This window comes from Bradyrhizobium sp. SZCCHNR1043 (assembly GCF_032489675.1).
GTDB lineage: Bacteria > Pseudomonadota > Alphaproteobacteria > Rhizobiales > Xanthobacteraceae > Bradyrhizobium.
Window position 1 is genome coordinate 119210 of the sequence record NZ_JAUEYN010000016.1, and the last position, 21982, is coordinate 141191.

Consider the following 21982-nt stretch of genomic DNA (forward strand, 5'->3'; position numbering starts at 1 on the left):
TGGCGGGAACCTATGCGTGGCCCCGGGGCGGGGTCAACCTGAAATTGCAAAATCAAAAACGTAAACAGATTAGCAGAAAATCTCAGCCGGCGCGCGAGGATTTTCGCTCGCCGGTCATCGCGTTCTCGGCCGCCCTGCTCATCAATTGGGCGTAGTCGTTGCCGAACAGGACGTGACAGAAGCGGATCGCCGCCGACACCTGCGACTGCCGATAGGCGCGCGCCCGCGCATCGCCCGAGCGCAGCGACTGCACCAGCGCTTCGGTGGCCTTCTCGACATATTGCTGCAGGTCGGAATAGGTCCGCAGCGTCACCTCGTTGATCGCGAGCTCGCTGGCATAGTTGCGGCAGACGGCGACGAACTCGATCAGCGCCGCCACCTCCTCGACCTCGCTGCCGTCGACGCCGGCGCCGGCCGGAATGTCCTTGTCGGCGCGCTGGCGCAGGATGCGGCGGACGCGGCCCGGCACGCTGTCGATCTCCGATTGCAGGGCATTGGAGATGTCGGCGCGGATCGCGGTGAGCTGCTTGCCCCAGTTCGATTCCGAGCGCAGGTCGAGCTCGGTGCGCAGGCCGCGAACGCCGTCATGCAGCGTCTTCAGCGTATCGCCGAGATTGGAGAAATGACCGCGCCGGATGTCGGCGCGCAGCACCGAGGCGAGCCCGGCGAGATCGTTGAGCGCGATTGTGACGGCGACGCCGAACGGGGTCGCCGCGACCCTGATCTCGTCATCGGAGGCGGCGATCTTGGTGGCGAGCCGGATGATCTGCCAGGGCGCGGCGAGCCGCTGCATCACCAGCGACAATGCGAACGGCAGCATCGAGGGCGTCTGCAGCGACGGCACGTTGATGGCTTCGGTGACGGAAGCAATCTGCGAATCGCCGAGCACGCGGATGATGCCGGGCAGCCGGCCGTTGAGGCCGTCGAGCGCCTCGCGATTCTGCAGCACCAGCCCGATCGGCAGGAGATCCTCGATCACGCTGGGCGCGCCGATGCGGGCCAGCGCGCGCTGGCGGTCGCCGGTCGCGTTGGGGCCGACGAGGTTCATCAGCGCGTCGGCGGCGGCGCGCTGCAGCTTGCGCGCGGCCATCTCGACCTCGCGCGAACTGTCGCTGGAGACCGCCATCGCGGCCTCGAATTCGGCGTAGCGCTCCGGCGCCCCTTCGCGGCCGAGCCACTGCCAGACCGGCAGCAGCGAGGCACGGCGGATCTGGCCGGGACGGAGAGGACCGGTGGAATCGGTGAGGAACGGGTCGAGCGGCCGGAACAGCCGACGCGGGCCATCGCCGCTCTGGCGGCGCTCCTCGCGGGCCTGCGGACGGGCGATCTCGATGGCGGGTTGGGGCCGCGCCGGGTCGGCTGTTGGCGCGGGAGCCGGCGGCGCGACGGGACGCACCACCTTGCGCAGTTGCTCGAGCACCAGGGTCGCCACGGCGACGTCCTGGCCGCGCTCGATGGCGCGCTCGAATTCGCGCATCAGGAGCGACTGCGCGTTCGGCGGCAGCTGCCCGAGATATTCCCTTAACCGCTCGTGAGCTGTCTGACCCATGCGCCGGCGTGCAAATTTCCACGGCGAGAGCGCACATCGCGCACCCCTGCCCGAACCATAGCGTCCGCGGTATTAAGAACACCTTTAGGATGGCGAAATTCGCCGCCCCGTCAAACGCCGGGCAATCTCAGCTCCGCCCGCAGTCCCCCGGTCGGGGCATCGCCCAGGGTCAGGCGGCCGCCATAGAGCGCGGCCAGATCGGTGACGATCGACAGCCCGAGCCCCGATCCCGGCTTGGATTCGTCCAGCCGCTGGCCGCGCCGCAGCACCTGGGCGCGCTCGGCGGCCGAGAGGCCGCGGCCATCGTCGTCGACCACGATCCGCAGCATCGGCGACGCCCCGGATTGGGCCGGCGGCTCCACCGTGAGCTCGACCGAAACCCGCGAAGCCGCCCATTTGCAGGCATTGTCGACCAGATTGCCGACCATCTCCTCCAGATCCTGGCGCTCACCGCGAAACCTCGCGGCGGGATCGGCGGTCGCCTCGACCACGATGCTGCGGTCGCGGTAGATCTTTTCCATGGTGCGCCGCAGCGCCTCGATGGCCGGCGCCACCTCCGTCACGGTGGATACGATGGTGACGCGCGCGGCGATCCGCGCCCGCTCGAGGTGGTGGGCGACCTGGTCGCGCATGACGTCCGCCTGCTCCATGACCTTGGCCGCGAAGGGGTCCGCCGCATGGGTCGCCGCTTCATTCACGATGACGGAGAGCGGCGTCTTGATGGCATGGGCGAGATTGCCGACATGCGTGCGCGCCCGCTCGACGATCTCGCGATTGGCATCGATCAGCGCATTGGTTTCGCGGGCCAGCGGCGCGATCTCGACCGGAAACTCCCCTTCCAGCCGCTCGGCGCGCCCGGACCGGATGTCGGCGATCGATTCGGAGATGCGTTTCAGCGGCGCGAGGCCATAGCGGACCTGGAAGATGGTCGTGAGCAGCAGCACGATCCCGAGCGCCGTGAAGGTGCCGCCGAGGTAATAGTCGAAGCTGCGGGTCTCGTCGAAGATCTCCGAGGCATCTCCGGCGACGCTGACCAGGAATTTGCCGTCGGAGCCGAGATCCACCGGGCGCTCGACCATGCGCAGGTCCTGGTTCTCCGGCCCCTCGACATAGCCGATCCGGATCCCGGCCGCCGTGAGCTCGACCCCCTGCTCCTCCAGCTTGGGCAGCTTCTTGTCCCACAGCGAGCGCGAGGCCCGTACCTCCGGCTTCTCGGCGTCGGTACGGGTGATCTGCCAGTACCAGCCGGACAGCGGCAGCTCGAACAGTGGCTCGCCCAATGACTGGAATTGGCGGTCCGGCGGATCATCGGGGGTGGCGACCTCGGCGATCAGGGTGCGCAGATAGAGGTTGAGCCGTCGGTCGAAGGCGCGCTCGGTCGCGTTGCGATAGACCGAGGACAGCACGATGCCGGTGATGGCGAGAATGACCACGAGCCACGCGGTCGCGGACAGGAACAACCGGGTGGCAAGTGAACTCTGGCGCATGACCGCAAACTAGCGAAACGGCCGGCGCCCGGCCACCTCGAATGGCTGGCTCCGGAAATGGATCAGGCGCCTGCGGCCGGCGGCGGGGTCAGCAGGTAGCCGAGGCCGCGCACGGTCTGGATGACGTCGCAGTCGAGCTTCTTCCTGATGCGGCCGACGAACACCTCGATCGTGTTCGAATCGCGGTCGAAGTCCTGGTCGTAGAGATGCTCGACCAGCTCGCTGCGCGAGACGACGCGACCGGAATGATGCATCAGATAGGACAGCAGGCGGTATTCGTGTGAGGTCATCTTGACGGGGTTGCCTGACACGCTGACCTTGCCGGTGCGGGTGTCGAGGGTGACCGGCCCGCAGGTCAGCTCGCTCTGGGCATGGCCGGCCGAGCGGCGCAGCAGCGCGCGGATGCGCGCCAGGACTTCCTCGAGATGGAACGGCTTGGCGACATAGTCGTCGGCACCGGCGTCGAAGCCCTGGACCTTGTCGCTCCAGCGGTCGCGCGCGGTCAGGATCAGCACGGGCATCGCCCGGCCATTGCGCCGCCAGGCTTCCAGCACTGAGATGCCGTCCATCTTGGGCAGGCCGATGTCCAGCACGACAGCGTCGTAGGGCTCGCTGTCTCCCAGATAGTGCCCTTCCTCACCATCGAACGCACGGTCCACAACGTAGCCGGCGTCGCTCAGGGCCGTGGTGAGCTGACGGTTGAGATCCGGATCGTCCTCGACAACGAGCAGACGCACGCTTGCCTCCAAAGCTGAACTGCACGATTTCCGCCCTCAAGATGAACCGGAAGGCCGTGAACCGTGCATGAACGGAACCCGAGCGACCAAGTTACTTTTTGGTCATCTCGATCGGGACCGCCGGCAAGGGCCGACAGAATTGGGGCGGATATAAGCTCTGGAGGATGGGCATGTGAAGACCCGCCGCACCGATGGCGGGGCTCGAACGCGGACCTGCGGGGACGCGGACGGACGTTGCTCCCCCGGTCCCCTCCCCAGCCACGCAACGGAGCGGGTCGAACGGTCCTCGTGTCACGTGCGGAAGAACACGAACCAGACCAGGCCAAGGACCAGCAGCGCCAGTCCGGTGGAGATGGCCAGGATCGCCAGGACGGACGGTCCAGGCTCACCCTGCCGCGCTTCGGTGGGGGTCTCGACGATCTGCGTCGGTCGTCTGGCTGCCATGGTGCCCTCAGCTGACTGTTATCCGCGTTCGAGCGGTAAAGCGCTCTGTCACGCACTCTCGTTGGCAACGTCGGCAGCCAGGTGATGTTCCGGTACGGCGCCCCCCTGCGACGGGTTAACGCCGATCCGAGAATCTGCCGGCCAGCTTGTTGAATCCGCAGCCTCGGGTGTTATCCTCGCGGCTGCCGCGAGAACGACGTCCGCAGCAGCCCGGTTCGGAGCAAGCCGTTAGTTCGGAGTTAAGTGGAGTAGGTCATGGCCCCGCGCGCCAATTGGAAGGGTTTTCTGCGCCTGTCGCTCGTGACCTGTCCGGTCGCGCTCTATCCGGCGACGTCGGAGTCCGAGAAGGTCTCCTTCAACCAGATCAACCGCAAGACCGGCCACCGCATCAAATACAGCAGGGTCGATGCCGAGACCGGCGAGGAAGTCGCCAATGACGACATCGTCAAGGGCTACAAGGTCGACACCGACACCTACATCGAGGTCACCAAGGACGAGCTCGAGGACATCGCGCTGGAATCGACGCACACGATCGAGATCGACGAGTTCGTGCCGCGCACCGACATCGACAGCCGCTATCTGATCCGCCCCTATTACCTCGTCCCTGACGGCAAGGTCGGCCATGACGCCTTCGCGGTCATTCGCGAGACCATCCGCAGCATGGACAAGGTCGCGATCGGCCGTGTCGTGCTCACCAACCGCGAGCACATCATCGCGCTGGAGCCGCTCGGCAAGGGCCTGATGGGAACGCTGCTGCGCTACCCCTACGAAGTGCGCAACGAGGAAGAATATTTCGACGACATCCAGGATGTGAAGATCACCAGCGACATGCTGGATCTCGCCAAGCACATCGTCGAGAAGAAATCGGCCGACTTCCAGCCGGAGAACTTCGAGGATCACTACGAGGCCGCGCTGATCGAGCTCATCAACAAGAAGCGCAGCGGCGTGACGATCGCCGCCAAGGCCGCGCCGAAGTCGAGCGGCAACGTCATCAACCTGATGGACGCCCTGAAGCGCAGCCTTGCCAGCGAGGGTGACAAGGCGCCCGCCGCGGCCGCCCCCGCGCCGAAGGCCAAGGCCAAGAAGCCGAAGAAGCGCGTCGAAGGCCAGCGCGAGATGCTGCTGCCGATCAGCGGCAAGAAGGCCAAGGACGAGACGAAGAAGGCCGAGGAGCCGAAGAAGTCGGAGAAGCCCGTGCGAACCACCGCGCGCTCACGCAAAGCGAGTTGAGGCTTCGATACGGCGAGCGACCTCCGGATCTCTGCACGTCGTACGGGTCCTCTGCATAACGGTCGCTCGGCCGCGACTGCCGCGAGTTCCAGGTGTTGCAGCGGGCACGCCACACCGCGCGTGACACCACGGGTCTGTCATCCACCAACGACACCGCATCGATCGCCGCCGTCCCATTCACGGCGGAAACATCTGCCTTGGTCAGGTAAGTTGATCCTGCGACGGTGATCCATCGATCAGGCGCGGATTTGTGATCGTGTCGACATCGCTTCGATGCTTGCGGAATGATCACGTCGCGCCTAGCTCTGCGGCGCGGGATGGTGATCCGGGCGTACAGCTTCCTGATGGAAGATCGATGTGCCTGGTCGGTCGGGACGACGCTGGCGAAGTCGTCCCAGCCGCACGACGCGGCGTATCAGGGGGATATGGATGTTTCAGCACGATGCGGACCAACGCCGGGCGCAGTACGCCTAGCGATGGCACGGGTTCAGCTGTCCGAGCTCTCCGCTTTCGCAGCCGTCGCGGATTCGTTGAGCTTCACCAAGGCCGCCGCTTATCTCGGCTGCTCCTTGCCCACCATCAGCCAGACCATCAAGAGCCTCGAGGAGCGGCTGGACGTCAGGCTGTTCAACCGGACGACACGCAGCGTGGCCCTCACGGAGGCCGGCGAGCGCCTGCTGGCGGAGATCCAGCCGATTCTCGAACGGGTCGACCAGGCCATCGAGAGCATCAACGCGTTCCGCGACAAGCCGATGGGCACCCTGCGCCTGACCGTATCCCGCGTGTTCGCCGTAAGGGGGCTCGGCCCCCTGATCAGGTCATTCCTGGCCGAATACCCGGACATCCATATCGAACTGGCTGTCGACGACACCAACAGTGACATCGTGCGCAATCGCTTTGATGCCGGCATCAGATCCGGACACCGGGTGGAGCGCGACATGAAGGTCATCCGCGTCTTCGACGAGTGCAGCTTCGTTGCGGTTGCCGCCCCCGGCTATCTCGCGGCGCATCCCGCGCCGGCCGTTCCCGAGGATCTCCAGGCCCATAATTGCATCCGGCATCGGGTCCCTGCCGACGATACGCTGCAGCCCTGGATCTTCGAAAAGGGCGGCGAGCGCACCGAGATTGCTGTGGACGGCTCCCTCATCGTCAACGACTTCGATCTCGCGCTGAATGCCGCACTCGACGGCATCGGCGTCGCTTATCTCGTCGAGCCGATGATCGAGCCGCATCTGGCCGAAGGACGGCTAATGCGGCTGCTGCCCGGCTGGCGCTACGCGACGCCCGGACTGTTCCTGTACCATCCGAGCCGCCGGCAACCGCCGATGCCGCTGCAGGTCTTTCTCGACTTCGTCAAGCGCTGGCGCAGCGGCGTCACCCTGGACGCGATGTCGCGCGCGGCGGATTACGGCGCACACGGGTTGGTAGCAGCGACGTCCCATCGAACGTCGATGCACGTCGAGCCCAACCGCCGCTAAGATCACGTGCGAGGCCGGAGAGATCATTCGCGCGTCGGCAGCGACGCTGCGAAACGCCATGATGCGCGCAGTCTGCGATGTGCAGCGGGATTGTTCGGGATTCCCACCTAACCTATTCACCATTGTCACCATTAACAAATCGACACAGCGAGGCCAAAACCGCGGCGTGACTGCGTCGACGCTGGTGCGTGCGAGCAGCGTGTTAACGACGATCGAGTGTGCCTCGAACAAGCAGAGCACATTCATCAAATCGAAATTGGCTCATGCACACTGCATTCAACCATTCCGCCAGTCGCGCCGATCAAGCCGTCGCCGGAATCAAATGTGTGAGAGCCGCAATCTGGCGAAGCCAGAGGCGACACGCGGGGGGCCGTGTGCATCGCCGTCAACCGGAGAAACGGAAATGAAGACGTTGAGGGGCCTGCTACTCGGAACGGGAGCAGTGATACTGTCCGCCGCGGCGGCGCAGGCCGCGGATCTTCCGCTGAAGGCCAAGGCCGTCGAATATGTGAAGGTGTGCTCGCTGTACGGCACCGGCTTCTACTACATTCCCGGCACCGACACCTGCATCAAGCTCGGCGGCTATCTGCGCGCCGAGACCGCGCTGTGGACCAACAGCAATTACGGTGGCGCCTATTCAGGCCAGGCCGGCGCAGACAACCGCCTGAGCAACCGCTATCAGACCCGTTCGCGCCAGGATCTGAACATCGATACGCGCACCGCGACCGAATATGGCGTGGTGCGCACCTACTTCGAGACCGTGCTGAACTGGACTTCGGGCTCCTATGGCGGCGCGGGCGCCGGCGCCACCTCCTACACCGGCGATGCCATCTCGGGCGGCATCGTCGGCGTCTACTACGCCTTCATTCAGTTCGCCGGCTTCACGATGGGCAAGGCGGTGTCGACCTTCGACGCGCCCTGGACCAACTATCCCGGCAACAATTTCGACGGCCTGGTCGGCGGCAGCGGCTCCAACAACGGCGTCAACCAGTTCACCTACACCGCCGATTTCGGCCAGGGCATCACCGCCGCGGTCTCGCTGGAAGACCAGACGCAGTTCTTCACCACCAACATCTGGAACACGTCGGGCATCACCGCGGCCGGCGTGCTCGGCGGCAATTATGGCTCGAGCAGCTTCGGCGGGACGGTGTCTCCCGACATCATCGGCATGGTTCGCGTCGACCAGGCGTGGGGCATCTTCCAGGCGTCGTTCGCCGCGCATGACAACCATGCCGCCTACTACGGCGCGACCGAGACCTCGGGTCATCCCTCCGACAAGTGGGGCTGGGCCGCGCAACTGGCGCTGTCGATCAAGAACATCCCGACCGGTCCGGGCGACGTCGTCAACCTGCAGGCGGTCTACACCGACGGCGCGAGCCGCTACAACTTCCAGAGCCTCGCCAACACGACCTACGCGATGTATGGCGGCACCAACGTAGCCGGCGCCTATCAGAGCATCGGCTTCGCCGGCGTCGCCGACGCGGTGTTCGGCACCGGCACGGGCCTGTCGACCGTGCAGACCTGGGGCATGCGCGGCGCCTTCACCCACAATTGGGATCCGCGCTGGAATACGGCGCTGTACGGCGCCTATGCCCAGGTGCGCTATGGCCAGACGGGATCGAGCCTCATCTGTGCCGGCATCGCCGCCACCGCGATGCTGACGGCGGGCTCGACCTGCAACCCCGACTTCAATCTCGGACAGATCGGCCTCATCACCCGATGGACGCCGGTCAAGGGCCTGACCTTCTCGGCCGACGTGACCTACAGCCACCTCGACCAGAAATATTCGGGCACGGCGATTGCTCCGGCCGTCACGAGCACGGCGAAGCCGGCCGCGATCTACCAGCTCAAGGACCAGGACACGGTGAGCATGCTGCTGCGCGCCCAGCGCAACTTTTGAAGCTGGGCTGTTGAACCTCTGACTGCTCGACGAGCTTCCGGCGATGCCCCCGCCGGAAGCTTCGTTCGTGGAGACTGGCGGCGCGTCGCATGCAACAGAATGGGATGGGGCACAATGCAGCAGGCGTCGTGCACAATCACGACGCCTGTGACTTGATCGGCCAATGAGTTGATTCGGCCAATGAGTTGATCACGCGCCGACTTGATCGCGCGGCAATTTGACCGGCGGGCTACTTGATCGAGGTGTTGATCGCGGTGAACTTGCTGCTCAGTCCCGAGCCCAGGCCATTGACGGCCGCCAGGATCACGATGCTCAATCCGCCGGCAATGATGGCGTATTCGATCGAGGTCGCGCCAGCCTGATTCTTCAGGAAGCTCGCAATCAACTGCCGCATCTACCTCTCCGGTCGGGCTCGATCATCTGACGCGCCGGAAGGGCGCGCCGAGGCCGGGATGGACGCCCCGCCGGAAACCCTCCGTCATCGGCTTGAACAATCGGTTAACCCGATGAGGTACCTGCGCGGCCCAGATTCGGAGCCGGCATTCCATCGCAGGCCCGCCCTCACCCGACGTCCGAGATCCGAACCGGAGTGCAAGCAACTGAACTTGCTTCGCTTTATTCTCAGTCCGCGGCCCCCGGCCGGTTGGCGGTAGAGCCGAGCCGCTGAATCCTCGTCCGACACATTCAGAAAAAATTCGGCTTATCCGCCGGATGCCACGTCATGATCTGGGTCAACGGCGATGGCGTGGACCGCCTTAAAGGTTATCCTGGTCGCCATGAGCACAACAGATTCCGCCCGCCCCCAGCTCAAGATCCGCAGCGTCGCGCTCGACACCGGCCGCGAGAACGTTGTCGTGATCTCCCGCCGCTCGAAGGCGCTGCGGCCCGAGGTCTTCCGCGGCTTCAGCCGCGTCGAGCTGCGCTGCAACTCGCGGACGCTGCTGGCCACACTCCTGATCACCGACGACGACGCACTGATCGGGCCCGACGAGATCGGCCTGTCGGAGCCGGCGCTGCGGCGCTTTGCCGAGCCGGCCGGCACGCTCGCGACCGTGTCGCCCGCGACGCCGCCCGACAGCATGGAGGCGGTCCGGGCCAAGATCCGGGGCGAGACCTTGAGCGACCAGGCGATCGTTGCCGTGATCGAGGACCTCACCCACTACCGCTATTCGGACATGGAGATCGCAGCCTTCCTGATCGGGTCGGCCAGCTTCATGACCTCGGGTGAGCTGCTGGCGCTGACGCGCGCCATGGCCAATGCAGGCACTCAGCTCAAATGGCCGGACCCGGTCGTGGTCGACAAGCATTGCATCGGCGGCATCCCCGGCAACCGCACCTCGATGGTGGTGGTGCCGATCGTCGCCGCCCACGGCCTGACCATCCCGAAGACCTCCTCGCGTGCGATCACCTCGCCGGCCGGCACCGCCGACACGATGGAGGTGTTGGCGCGGGTCAATGTCGGCGCGGAGGAGATGAAATCGATCGTCGCCGCCTGCAATGGCTGCGTGATCTGGGGCGGCCACGTCAACCTGTCGCCTGCCGATGACATCCTGATCTCGGTCGAGCGCCCGCTCAGCCTCGATACCCGCGAGCAGATGGTCGCCTCGATCATGTCGAAGAAGCTCGCTGCCGGCTCGACGCATCTGCTGCTCGACCTGCCGGTCGGCCCGACCGCCAAGCTGACCAGCGGCGCGGAGGCGATGCGCCTGCGCAAGCTGTTCGAGTTCGTCGGCGACAGGTTCGGTCTCAAGGTCGAGGTGATCACCACCGACGGCCGCCAGCCGATCGGCAACGGCATCGGGCCGGTGCTGGAGGCGCGCGACGTGATGGCGGTGCTGGGCAACGAGCCGTCGGCCCCGGCTGACCTGCGCGAGAAATCGCTGCGGCTGGCGGCGCATCTGCTCGAATATGATCCGAAGCTGCGCGGCGGCGCCGGCTATAACAGGGCGCGCGAGCTGCTCGACAGCGGCGCGGCGCTCAAGCAGATGCTGAAGATCATCGATGCGCAGGGCCCACCGGAATGCCGCAGCGAGCTCGGCGATCTCGCCTTCGACGTCAAGGCCGAACACGACGGTATCGTGTCCGCGATCGATTGCCTGCGGCTCAATCGCCTGGCGCGCACCGCCGGCGCGCCCGTGAACAAGGGCTCCGGGATCATGCTGTTCAGGAAGATCGGCGATCGTGTCGACCGGGGTGAGCCACTCTATCGCGTGTTCACCTGCGATCCGTCGGAGCATGATCTGGCCGCAGCCGCAGCCGCCGCCAACCACGGCTATAGCTTCGCCGACGGCGCGAACGGTCATTCGTGATGAACCGTCGTCGAGCATCGATCCATCGTCCTCGGGAGACCGCCGCATGAGTGTGACCGTTCGATTCTGCGGTGCCGCGCACACCGTCACCGGGTCCTGCTATCTGGTCCGGACCGACAACGGACAGATGCTGATCGACTGCGGCCTGTTCCAGGGTCAGAAGACGCTGAAGGAGCTCAATTACGGCGACTTCCCATTCCGTCCCGCCGATATCGACGCAGTGCTGCTGACGCATGCGCATATCGACCATAGCGGCCTGCTGCCGAAACTGGTGCGCATGGGCTTCGACGGCAAGATCTTCGCGACGCGCGGCACCATCGATCTCTGCTCCTGGATGCTGCCCGATGCCGGCAACATCCAGGAGCAGGAGGTGCTGGCGCTGAACCGCCGCAACACCGCGCGCGGCCGCGGCGAGGTCAGCCCGATCTACACCCAGGACGACGCCATCGCCGCGCTGCAATACTTCCAAGCCGTCCCCTACGAGACCTGGACCGATATCATTCCCGGCGTCCGCGCCCGCTACTGGAATGCCGGGCATCTGCTGGGCTCGGCCTCGATCGAGATCGAATTCGCAGGACAAGGCGCCGACGGCGCGCCGCTGCGGCTGCTCGCCTCCGGCGATGTCGGGCCCGACGCCAAGCTGCTGCAGCCGGACCCGAAAGCGCCCGAGGGCTTCGACTACGTGATCTCGGAGGCGACCTATGGCGACCGCATCCGTGAGCCGACCACGCCGGAGCTGCGCCGCGGCCGTCTGGCCGGCGAGGTGCGCGACGCGGCGGCGGCCCAGGGCGCGCTATTGATCCCTGCCTTCGCGGTGGAACGGACGCAGGAGCTGATCGTCGATCTGGTCGGCCTGATGGAGCGTGGCGAGATTCCGGCCGCGCCGATGTTCCTGGATTCGCCGCTGGCGATCCACGCCACCGAGGTGTTTCGCGCGCACACCGAGAGCCTCGACGGCGGCAGCGATGTCGGCCGTCTGTTGTCGTCGTCGCATCTGCGCTTCACCGAGACCGTCGATGAAAGCAAGGCGATCGCCAAGCTGACCGGCTTCCACATCATCATCGCCGCCAGCGGCATGTGCGATGCCGGTCGTATCCGCCATCATCTCAAGCGCTGGCTGTGGAACAGCCGCGCCACCGTGCTGCTGGTCGGCTACCAGGCCAACGGCACGCTTGGGCGCTTCCTGCAGGACGGCGTCAAGGCGGTGCGCATCCAGGGCGAGGAGATCAAGGTCGCGGCGCGCATCCGCATGATCGACGACTATTCCGGCCACGCCGACGGCGCCGAGATCGCGCGCTGGATCGCGGCCCGCCGCCCGATCGCGCGCGGCCTCTTCCTGTCCCACGGCGAGGACGCTGCGATCGCGGCGCTGGCGACGCGCGTCGCCGAGCGGATCGTGCCGGCGGCGAAAGTGTTCTCGCCCCTGCTCGACGACGTCTATGAGCTGACGAGCGCAGTGCCGACGCCGCTCGACGTCGCGCGCCGACGGCGGCTGGCGCCGGAGGCGGTCACCCGGCTGGACTGGCACAACGACATGTCGGGTCTGCTGCTCGACGTCCACGAGCGGATCGAGCAGGCCGCCGACGATCGCGCCCGCGGCGTCATCATCCGCCGCCTGCGCCGGGCGCTGGAGGAGTGATGCGAGCGGCGTAGCCGCGAAGGCTGCGCGCCTGCGATGTTCGTCGTCGAACGGTCACACTTTGATCGCACCTTGAGGACGATCGGGTGCGGTGCGAAGCTCGCAGACGGCGACGCTCTCGCAGCTTGTGCATATTGAAACACACAACGTGCCGACGGCTGGTCTCCGAGAGCTGTTCTGATAGGCTCGACACGTGGTTCATGACAACGGAACGATCCGGGTGAACCGGGCGCAGGTGGGGAAACGAGGGGCTCTCACATGCATCAACCATCGAAATGGTGGGCGGGACTGATCGCTGTTGCCGTGCTGTGGCTCGCGGCCATGAGCTTCAAGACGGCGGGGGTCGAGGACGATATCGCACCGCGGGCACGTGCCGCCGTTGCCGCCGCCGTCCCCGACACAGCCGCGGCTCTCAAGGTCTCTGTCGCGGGGCGTGACGTTCGCATCGAAGGGCCGGAGTTCAGTCCCGATCAGTCGACGAAACTGGAGGACGCCGCGTCGGTCAACGGCGTTCGGCTCGTCGACGGCACCTACGACAAGCTGCCGACACCGAAGCCGTATGCCTTCCGCGCCACGCGAAACGGCGGCCAGCTCGTGCTCGAAGGCGCGGTGCCGACGCCCGCCGTTCGGAATGCCGTGCTCAATGCCGTCCGTTCGTCCGGCGGTGAGGTGGTCGATCGCCTCGGCTATGCGCTGGGAGCTCCGGCCGACTTCGCGGCCATCGCGAGCCACGGATCGATCCAGGCCGCCAAGCTCAACGGCGGCACGTTCGCGCTCGCGGACAAGGCCTATTCGATCGCAGGTGCCGCCGCATCGTCGGACGCCTATGAGGCCGCCATCGCCGCGACGCGGCAGTTGCCGGGCGGCGCCGTGCTCGACAAGGTCGCGATCCTGCCGCCGGAGGCAAAGCCGTTCATCTGGAGCGCGGTTCGCGAGGGCAACACGCTGGTGATGTCCGGCGTCGTTCCGAATGACGACATCAGGCGCGCGCTCGAGGCCGCCGCGATCAAGGCCTGGCCCGGCGCGTCGGTGATGCATCACATGCAGATCGCGCGTGGCGCGCCTGCTGGCGATTTTGGTGCCTACACGTCCTATGCGCTGACGGAGCTCACCAGGCTGAGCACGGGCCGCGTCGTCATCTCCGACGCCACCTACACGATTTCGGGCGAGGCGCCCTCGACCGCCGCCTATGACGAAACGATGGCCGGTGTCGGCAAGCTGCCGACCGGGCTGACCTTGACGAAGGCCGACATTCTGCCGCCGGAGATCAAGCCCTATCGCTGGTCGGCGGAGTTCGACGGCACCGGCTTGAGCCTCACAGGTCTCGCGCCGAGCGGAGCGGCCCGCGATGCGATGCTCGGCTCCGCCAGCGGACAGTTCGACGGCAAGCCGATCAAGAGCCAGATCGGCATCGCCCGCGGCGCTCCGGATGGCGACCTTGCCAAAGCGAGCGCGCGCCTGCTGCAGCAGCTCGCCAGGCTGTCGCAGGGGCGCGCCGAGATCAACGACACCCAGGTCTCGCTCAGGGGCGTCGGACTCGCCAACGTCACCGGCGCAGCCGTGCGCGAGCAACTGGCCGGCGCCCTGCCCGCGCCGTTCGCGCTCGCGTCCATCGACGTCCGCGACGGCCCGGTCTCGCCTTACGCGTTCGGACTACAGAAGCAGGACGGCCGTGTCATGCTGAGCGGCTACGTGCCTGATGACGCCGCCCGCCGCGATCTCGTCGACGCCGCCACGTCGACCTTCATCACCGAGACGGTCGAGGACGGTCTGAAGATCGGCGACGGTGCGCCAAAGGATTACGTGCAGTCGCTGAAGGCGACGTTCCCGGCGCTGGCGCGGCTGTGGTCCGGCGCGCTGACGGCGAAGGACGCGGCGATCACGGTCGACGGGCTTGCCATCTACGACAAGTCGGCCGCGCAGGTCCGCAAGGAGCTCGCCGAGGCGGTCGGCAGCGGCTTCAAGCTCGACGACGTCAAGATCGGCGTCAAGCCGGAAAGCCCGCCACTCGCGGTCGCGGAGTGCCAGCCGGCGTTCAACGGGCTGCTCGCCAAGGGCCGCATCCGCTTCAGCACCGGCAGCGCCGAGCTGAGCCGCGCCTCGCTGGCGCTGCTCGATCACCTGATCGAGGTTGCGCAGCGCTGCAAGGATGCCGAGATCGCGATCGAAGGCCACACCGACAATGTCGGCGACGAAGCTGACAACATGGACCTCTCCAAGCGCCGGGCGGCGGCGGTGGTCGGCTACATCGGCGACGCCGGCATCGACACCTCGCGCATGACCTCGGAGGGCTACGGCCAGACCAAGCCGGTCGTCTCCAACGACACGGCCGAAGGCCGCGCGCAGAACCGCCGCATCGAATTCGTCGTCAAGTGAGGCGCTGACATCATGATGTACGACCTTGCGACATTTCCGTTCTGGATCATCTTCGCCGTCGGCATCGGCGGCTTTGTCGGCTGGCGCACCTGGTCGGACGCGCCGCGGCCGGATTGGCTGAGAAGCTGGCTGCTGCCGGCGACGCTCGCCCTCGTCATCGGGATCGTGATGGCGCTGCTGAGCGTGCTGCCCGGACGTGCCGGCCTGTGGCTCGAGGTCGGCCTGCTGATGGTCGGCGCCTATGTGCTCGGCTGCCTGATCGGCGGACAGCTCAAGGACTATGTCGGGCTGGGTGACACCAGTGCGATGTCGCCGGGCGGTCCTGGACACAGCGTCGCGTTCGCCGGCGCAACGGCGGCGGCCAGTCCTTGGGCGGACAGCCCATCCCCGGCTGCGCAAGCCGCAGCCAGCGTCGAGGCCGATCGCCTCGCCACTGAAGCCGCCGCGAAAGCTGAAGCCGAACGTGTTGCGGCCGAAGCCGCTGCAAGGGCGGAGGCCGAGCGTCTAGCCGCCGAAACGGCCGCAAAGGCCGAGGCTGAGCGGCTCGCCGCGGAAGCCACGGCAAGGGCCGAAGCTGATCGTCTGGCGGCTGAAGCCGCAGCGAAGGCCGAAGCCGAACGTCTCGCTGCCGAGGCGGCGGCGAACGCCGAGTCCCAGCGCCTTGCTGCGGAGACCGCCGCGAAAGCCGAGGCCGACCGCCTCGCTGCGGAAGCAGCCGCGAAAGCAGAGGCCGATCGTGTTGCGGCAGAAGCGGCCGAAAAGGCCGAAGCTGAACGCTTGGCCGCCGAAGCAGCGGCGAAAGCCGAAGCGGACCGTCTTGCGGCGGAGGCCGTTGCGAAAGCCGAGGCGGAAGCTCAGCGTCTCGTGGCCGAAGCGACCGCCAAGGCCGAGGCCGATCGCCTGGCCGCCGAAGCGGCCGCAAGGGCGGAAGCCGATGACCTCGCCGCAGACGCCGAGGCGGAACGGCTTGCAGCCGAGGTTGCCGCATCATCGGCGCCGGAGATCCCGGCCTCGGCCGACGGCAGGCCGCCGGCCCTGCCTGCGCCCAACGGTGCCGCCGATGATCTCAAGCTGATCAAGGGCATCGGACCCAAGAACGAGCGCGTCCTCAACGACATCGGCATCCACCATTTCAGCCAGATCGCGGCGTGGTCGCCTGACCATGCGAGCTGGGTCGGCCATCACATGGCCTTCCCCGGCCGGATCGAGCGCGAGCATTGGATCGCGCAGGCCAAGCTGCTCGCCGCGGGCCTCGACACCGCGCATTCGACTGCGGTGAAGTCCGGCGCGATCACGATCGATGATCAGGCCGACGCGCCGCTGAGCGAGGACGAGGCCAGCTACCTCCTGGCCCACCTGCCGGCGCTGATGCCGCCCGTCGAGAACGAGGACACCCATGGCGGCGCCCGCCCGCTCGGACTGGCGGCGCCGCGCGGCGGGCAAGCCGACGATCTCAAGCTCATCAAGGGCATCGGCAAGCAGAACGAGGCCCGGCTGCACGGCCTCGGCATCTGGCATTTCGAGCAGATCGCAGCCTGGACCGCCGAGCACGCCAAATGGGTCGGCTCGTATCTGGCGTTCGCAGGACGGATCGAGCGCGAGCGATGGATCAGCCAAGCCAGGGAGCTGGCGAACGGCCGATCGACCGAATTTGCGAAACGCGTCGAGGCTGGTCTGGTGACGTCATCGCTCGACGACGGCTCGCGCGGGCAGGACAACATCGAGATCCCTCAGCCGCGCGAGTAGCGGCCCCAACTGACGAACCGTAGGGTGGGCAAAGGCGCTGCTGTGCTCTCTCCTCACGTCCCATCGTGGTGGCGCCGTGCCCACCATCTCGCCGCGGGCTGTGCTTGACGACGGTGGGCACGGCGCGCGCGACAGGGTGCCTTGGAACAACGGCTGTGCCGGGCGCCTTTGCCCACCCTACCTGTCTTTCCTATTCCGCCATCTCCACCGGCTCGGCGCGCGACGGGCCGGCCAGCGGCCGCTCCTCCATCAGCATCATGCAGACCGAGGCGCAGGCCAGCATCGCGGTGGCCGCGGCATAGACGAAGCGGAAGGCATGGATCATGTCGGCTTCCGCGACGCCGCTGACCGCGCCATGGGCGCCCTCTGCCAGCGAAATGTCGGCGCCCAGCGCCATCAGCAGGATGGCGCTGAAGGCCGCAACCGTGAACGAGGACATCATCGAGCGGAAGAAGTTCATCGCGCCGGTGATGGTGCCGATCTGGGAGCGGTCCACCGCGTTCTGCAACGACACCACTGAGATCGGGAACGCTGTTCCGAGCCCGATGCCGTAGATCGACAGCAGCGCCATCAGCACCCAGAGCGAGGGCGTCGTCACCGTCATGACCGCGGCGGCGATGGTGCCGATGATCGTGCCCACGATGGCCACGCGCTTGTAGTGCCTGACCCGGGCCATGGTGCGGCCAGCAATCGCGGCGCCGAAGGTCGAGATCGCCGCGATCGGAATCAGGCCGAGGCCGGCCTCGCTCGGCGTCAAATGATAGACCAGCTCGTAATAGAGCGGCAGATGGACCGTGAGCCCGATCAGCGCGCCGAGTGCGCAGCCGCTTGCCAGCATGCCGTAGGGCACCACCGTGCCGCCCATCAGCGACAGCGGCAGGAACGGCTCATCGGCCCGCTTGGCGTGCCAGACGAAGGCCAAGCCCAGCGCTACCGCGCTGCCGATCATCGCCAGCAGGGTCGGCGACAGCCAGGCCAGCTTGTGGCCGCCCCAGGTCAGCACCAGCATGAACACGACGGCCGAGGCCATCAGCAGCAGGCCGCCGGCCCAGTCGACCTTGCGCAGCCGGTGATAGACCGGCAGCCGGCCCATCTTGGGCAGCAGCAAGGCGAGAGCGGCGATCGCGAGCGGGACGTTGATCCAGAAGATCATCGACCAGTGCAGATGGTCGGCGAAGAATCCGCCGATCACCGGCCCGAGCAGGCCGGCCAACAGCCAGACGCCGCTGAAATAGGCCTGGTACTGGCCGCGCTCGCGCGGGCTGACGACGTCGGAGATCACGGTCTGGACCACCGGCATGATGCCGCCGCCACCCAGCCCCTGCAGGCCGCGGGCAAGGATCAGCACCGGCATGTTCGGCGCCAGCGCGCAGACGACCGAGCCGACCACGAACAGGCTGAGCGCGGTGATGATCATCGAGCGGCGGCCATAGATGTCGCAGAGCGTGCCGAACACCGGCGCCACCGCGGTCGATGCCAGCAGGTAGGCGGTGATCACCCAGGAGAGATTGGCGACGTCCTGGAACTCGCGGCCGATGGTCGGCAGCGCGGTCGCCACGATGGTCTGGTCGAGCGCGGCCAGGAACATCGTCAGCAGCAGGCTCATCAGGATGGTCCGCACCTCGGCCTGGGTCAGCGGCACGGGCGGCGCGAGCGGCGGCGCATCCTCGATCGCCTGCACCTGCGGCGGAATGGCCGGCAGCTCGGCGGCGATCTCTTCGGGCAGGGATGGGGACGCGGCAGGACAATGGCTCTGCCGATCGAACTTGTTCATGGGATGAATGCTATGCCGGGCGCGACCAACGCCGCGCGGATTCGCTGACTGGCGAACTACTTAAGGCATAAATTTCCCCCGCGGCAGCCGGCCGGGCGCATGGGTGCATCCCGACAGCACGAGAACGGTCGCATCATCGTGATTTGCTGCGAACGCGAGGTGATCGAGCCTATTTCGGCCGTCGCTTCAGCTTGGCCCGCTTCGGCAGCAGCACCGGCCATTGCACGATGTGATCCTCGAGCTGGTCGTCCGGAACGTCGTCCTCGGTCCCTTCGACCCGGCCGCGCACCGAGACGCCGGCTTCATGCACCGTCTGAGGATCGCCCGAGATCAAGGGATGCCACCAGTAGAGATCGCGCCCCTCGGCCACGAGTCGGTAGCCGCAGCTCGGCGGCAGCCACGTCAGGGTGCGGACGTTCTCAGGCGTCAGGCGAACGCAATCCGACACTTGTTCGGAACGATTCGGGTAGTCCTTGCAGGCACATAGCCCGGCATCCAAGAGCTTGCACGAGATGTGGGTGAAGTAGATGTCGCCGGTATCCTCGTCTTCGAGCTTCTCCAGGCAGCAGCGCCCGCAGCCATCGCAGAGGCTTTCCCATTCTGCCTCGGACATCTCTTCCAAGATCTTGGTTTTCCAGAACATTCCCTCCTGGCCCGAGGGACGTTTGAGCGGTGCGGTCATCGGGCGATTCTCAAGGAGGGCGTGGCGTGGCCGCCATCTAGGTGCCCGGCCCCGAGCCGCGCAAGGGGCTTTGCCGATTACGGCGGCACGTTAGCTTTGTGCATCAAATTGTGAGCGGAACCATTGGTTTGTGACCTCCGCTCGGCTAGATAGATGGTTGAGTCACTCCGGCGCGGCGCCGGCAACGCGGCTTGGGGTCAGGTGCTCGGGTTCGGGCGGCTGACTGTGCAGTGCCATGGGTTTGCCGCAACAATCGCGCAAGACCCTTCGATGGCCCCCAGCCCCACTTGCTGAGTGCTTTCGAAGCCAGCTGACACGCTTTCGAAACGACCAGGGTTCCCGTGCGGCAGATCATTCCAGACGATTGGAAGAAGCGGATCAACAATTTCCGCCTGGATCTCGACGCCCGCTTCGATTCGGCGCTGTTCTCCTCCCTGCGCGGCACCCGCGAGCTGTATGAGCGCTATTCGGCGTTCATGGACCGCTTCTATGTCGGCGGCTGGAAGCGCTGGGTGTTCGTCGAGCCGTTCTCGGAGGCCGCAACGATCGGGCTCGGCGGCCTGGTGCTGATGCTGGCGCTCGCGATCCCCGCCTTCCGGGAAACCGCCGATGAGGACTGGCTGAAGAAGTCCGACCTCGCCGTCACCTTCCTCGACCGCTACGGCAACCCGATCGGCAGCCGCGGCATCAAGCACAACGACTCGATCCCGCTGGAGGACTTTCCGGACAATCTGATCAAGGCGACGCTCGCCACCGAGGACCGCCGCTTCTACGATCATTTCGGCATCGACATCGCCGGCACGGCGCGCGCCCTCGTCACCAACGCCCAGGCCGGCGGCGTCCGCCAGGGCGGCTCCTCGATCAGCCAGCAGCTCGCCAAGAACCTGTTCCTGTCCAACGAGCGCACCATCGAGCGCAAGGTCAACGAGGCGTTCCTGGCGATCTGGCTGGAAACCCGGCTGACCAAGAACGAGATCCTCAAGCTCTATCTCGACCGCGCCTATATGGGCGGCGGCACCTTCGGCGTCGACGGCGCGGCACACTTCTATTTCAACAAGTCGGTGCGCGACATCAACCTCGCCGAAGCCGCGATGCTGGCCGGCCTGTTCAAGGCGCCGACCAAGTTCGCCCCCCACATCAACCTGCCCGCCGCCCGCGCCCGCGCCAACGTCGTGCTCGACAATCTGGTCGACGCCGGCTTCATGACCGAAGGCCAGGTGTTCGGCGCCCGCCGCAACCCGGCCTTCGCGGTCGACCGCCGCGATGAGAGCTCGCCGAACTACTTCCTCGACTACGCCTTCGACGAGATGCGCAAGCTGGTCGACACGTTCCCGAAGTCCTACACCGAGCGCGTCTTCGTGGTGCGGACCTCGATCGACATGACCGTGCAGCATGCGGCCGACGAGGCGATCGAGAACCAGCTGCGCCAGTTTGGCCGCGACTATCATGCGACCCAGGCGGCGACTGTCGTCTCCGACCTCGACGGCGGCATCCGCGCCATGGTCGGCGGCCGCGACTACGGCGCCAGCCAGTTCAACCGCGCCGTCGACGCCTACCGGCAGCCGGGGTCATCTTTCAAGCCCTATGTCTACACCACCGCACTGCTGAACGGCTTCAAGCCAACGTCGATCGTGGTCGACGGTCCGGTCTGCATCGGCAATTGGTGCCCGCAGAATTATGGCCATTCCTATTCCGGCTCGGTCACGCTGACGCAGGCGATCACGCGCTCGATCAACGTCGTGCCTGTGAAGCTGTCGATCGCGCTTGGCGGCAGGGAGGGACCAAAGGCCGGCCGCGCCAAGATCATCGAGGTCGCCCGGCGCTTCGGCCTCAAGGCGCCGCTGCCCGACACGCCGTCGATGCCGATCGGCTCCGACGAGGTCACGGTGCTGGAGCACGCGGTCGCCTATGCGACCTTCCCGAACAAGGGCAAGGCGGTGACGCCGCATTCCGTGCTCGAGGTCCGCACCGGCGGCGGCGACCTGGTCTGGCGCTGGGACCGCGACGGCCCGAAGCCGAAGCAGGCGATCCCGGCCTCGGTTGCTGCCGACATGGCGGGCATGATGAGCCACGTCGTCAGCGAAGGCACCGCACGCCGCGCCGCACTCGACGGCATTCCGACCGCCGGCAAGACCGGCACCACCAATGCCTATCGGGACGCCTGGTTCGTCGGCTACACCGGCAACTTCACCTGCGCGGTCTGGTACGGCAATGACGACTATTCGCCGACCAACCGTATGACCGGCGGCTCGCTGCCGGCACAGACGTGGCACGACATCATGGTCGCCGCGCATCAGGGCATCGAGGTCAAGGAGCTGCCCGGAGTCGGCATGGGCGAGAAGCTGCCACCGCAGCCCGCGTCCGCCGCGATGGCGCAGGCCGGCCAGCCGAAAACGCTGGAGATCAAGCCCGGCCCACCGCCGGTCCTGACCCGTCGCGGCGCCGACGTCCTGGTCCAGGTCGAGAAGATGCTCGACGATGCGGCGCGCCTCGCCGAGAAGGCCGCGCCTGCCGATCCGCGCAAGCCCGGCAAGCCGGTCTCATCGAGCGCGCTGGCCTTCCCTGAGAACTACGCCGCGGCAACGGCCGACGGCGTGACCACCCCTGCCCTGCGCAAGAACTGACGTCAGC

15 protein-coding genes are annotated in these 21982 nt (G+C 66.6%); 8 read left to right on the forward strand and 7 right to left on the reverse strand.

What is annotated here, in order from left to right; all coding sequences use genetic code 11:
- Positions 1 to 82: 82 nt before the first annotated feature.
- The 4 genes from QX039_RS26825 to QX039_RS26840 form a co-directional block, all read right to left on the reverse strand.
- Entirely contained in the window at positions 83 to 1549 is a 1467-nt protein-coding gene (locus tag QX039_RS26825; protein ID WP_315739839.1) for a hypothetical protein, read from the reverse strand.
- 110 nt (positions 1550 to 1659) lie between these two features.
- On the reverse strand, positions 1660 to 3036 hold the full coding sequence (locus QX039_RS26830) for a sensor histidine kinase (protein WP_315739840.1): 1377 nt from the start codon (positions 3034 to 3036) through the stop codon (positions 1660 to 1662).
- 62 nt (positions 3037 to 3098) lie between these two features.
- Positions 3099 to 3773 carry a response regulator transcription factor gene (locus QX039_RS26835; RefSeq protein ID WP_006614547.1) on the reverse strand — a complete coding sequence of 225 codons (675 nt, stop codon included), beginning with the start codon at positions 3771 to 3773 and terminating at the stop codon, positions 3099 to 3101.
- Between the two features lie 291 nt (positions 3774 to 4064).
- Positions 4065 to 4217 carry a hypothetical protein gene (locus QX039_RS26840; protein ID WP_315739841.1) on the reverse strand — a complete coding sequence of 51 codons (153 nt, stop codon included), beginning with the start codon at positions 4215 to 4217 and terminating at the stop codon, positions 4065 to 4067.
- A gap of 255 nt (positions 4218 to 4472) precedes the next feature.
- Here QX039_RS26840 and QX039_RS26845 point away from each other — a divergent pair, with 255 nt between their 5' ends.
- From QX039_RS26845 to QX039_RS26855, 3 genes are all read left to right on the forward strand, one after another.
- A complete protein-coding gene (locus QX039_RS26845; RefSeq protein WP_315739842.1) occupies positions 4473 to 5447 on the forward strand; it encodes a Ku protein in 975 nt (324 codons plus the stop codon).
- A gap of 476 nt (positions 5448 to 5923) precedes the next feature.
- Positions 5924 to 6925, forward strand: a complete 1002-nt coding sequence (locus QX039_RS26850) for a LysR family transcriptional regulator (RefSeq protein ID WP_315770659.1) — start codon at positions 5924 to 5926, stop codon at positions 6923 to 6925.
- Positions 6926 to 7328: 403 nt separating this feature from the next.
- Complete coding sequence (locus QX039_RS26855; RefSeq protein ID WP_315756474.1) at positions 7329 to 8825, forward strand: porin; 1497 nt, start codon at positions 7329 to 7331, stop codon at positions 8823 to 8825.
- 229 nt (positions 8826 to 9054) lie between these two features.
- Here QX039_RS26855 and QX039_RS26860 read toward each other — a convergent pair whose 3' ends face one another.
- Positions 9055 to 9219, reverse strand: a complete 165-nt coding sequence (locus QX039_RS26860; RefSeq protein WP_315716136.1) for a Flp family type IVb pilin — start codon at positions 9217 to 9219, stop codon at positions 9055 to 9057.
- 382 nt (positions 9220 to 9601) lie between these two features.
- Between QX039_RS26860 and QX039_RS26865 the strand changes: the two genes are divergently transcribed.
- The 4 genes from QX039_RS26865 (at position 9602) to QX039_RS26880 (ending at position 16895) form a co-directional block, all read left to right on the forward strand.
- The gene (locus QX039_RS26865) at positions 9602 to 11134 is read left to right on the forward strand and encodes a thymidine phosphorylase family protein (RefSeq protein WP_315770449.1); all 1533 of its coding nucleotides are present in this window, start codon (positions 9602 to 9604) and stop codon (positions 11132 to 11134) included.
- Between the two features lie 46 nt (positions 11135 to 11180).
- Positions 11181 to 12773, forward strand: a complete 1593-nt coding sequence (locus QX039_RS26870; protein WP_315770451.1) for an MBL fold metallo-hydrolase — start codon at positions 11181 to 11183, stop codon at positions 12771 to 12773.
- Positions 12774 to 13031: 258 nt separating this feature from the next.
- Entirely contained in the window at positions 13032 to 15149 is a 2118-nt protein-coding gene (locus QX039_RS26875; RefSeq protein WP_315770452.1) for an OmpA family protein, read from the forward strand.
- A 12-nt stretch (positions 15150 to 15161) separates the two neighbouring features.
- Positions 15162 to 16895 (forward strand): cell envelope biogenesis protein TolA, encoded by a 1734-nt coding sequence (locus tag QX039_RS26880; RefSeq protein ID WP_315739847.1) that lies wholly within the window; start codon positions 15162 to 15164, stop codon positions 16893 to 16895.
- A 190-nt stretch (positions 16896 to 17085) separates the two neighbouring features.
- On the opposite strand, the gene QX039_RS26885 is transcribed toward QX039_RS26880, so the two are convergent.
- Both QX039_RS26885 and QX039_RS26890 read right to left on the reverse strand, forming a co-directional pair.
- Positions 17086 to 18669 carry an MDR family MFS transporter gene (locus QX039_RS26885; protein ID WP_315739848.1) on the reverse strand — a complete coding sequence of 528 codons (1584 nt, stop codon included), beginning with the start codon at positions 18667 to 18669 and terminating at the stop codon, positions 17086 to 17088.
- Between the two features lie 169 nt (positions 18670 to 18838).
- A complete protein-coding gene (locus tag QX039_RS26890; RefSeq protein WP_315739849.1) occupies positions 18839 to 19351 on the reverse strand; it encodes a YcgN family cysteine cluster protein in 513 nt (170 codons plus the stop codon).
- Positions 19352 to 19692: 341 nt separating this feature from the next.
- Between QX039_RS26890 and QX039_RS26895 the strand changes: the two genes are divergently transcribed.
- Positions 19693 to 21975 carry a PBP1A family penicillin-binding protein gene (locus tag QX039_RS26895; RefSeq protein WP_315739850.1) on the forward strand — a complete coding sequence of 761 codons (2283 nt, stop codon included), beginning with the start codon at positions 19693 to 19695 and terminating at the stop codon, positions 21973 to 21975.
- Positions 21976 to 21982: the final 7 nt, after the last annotated feature.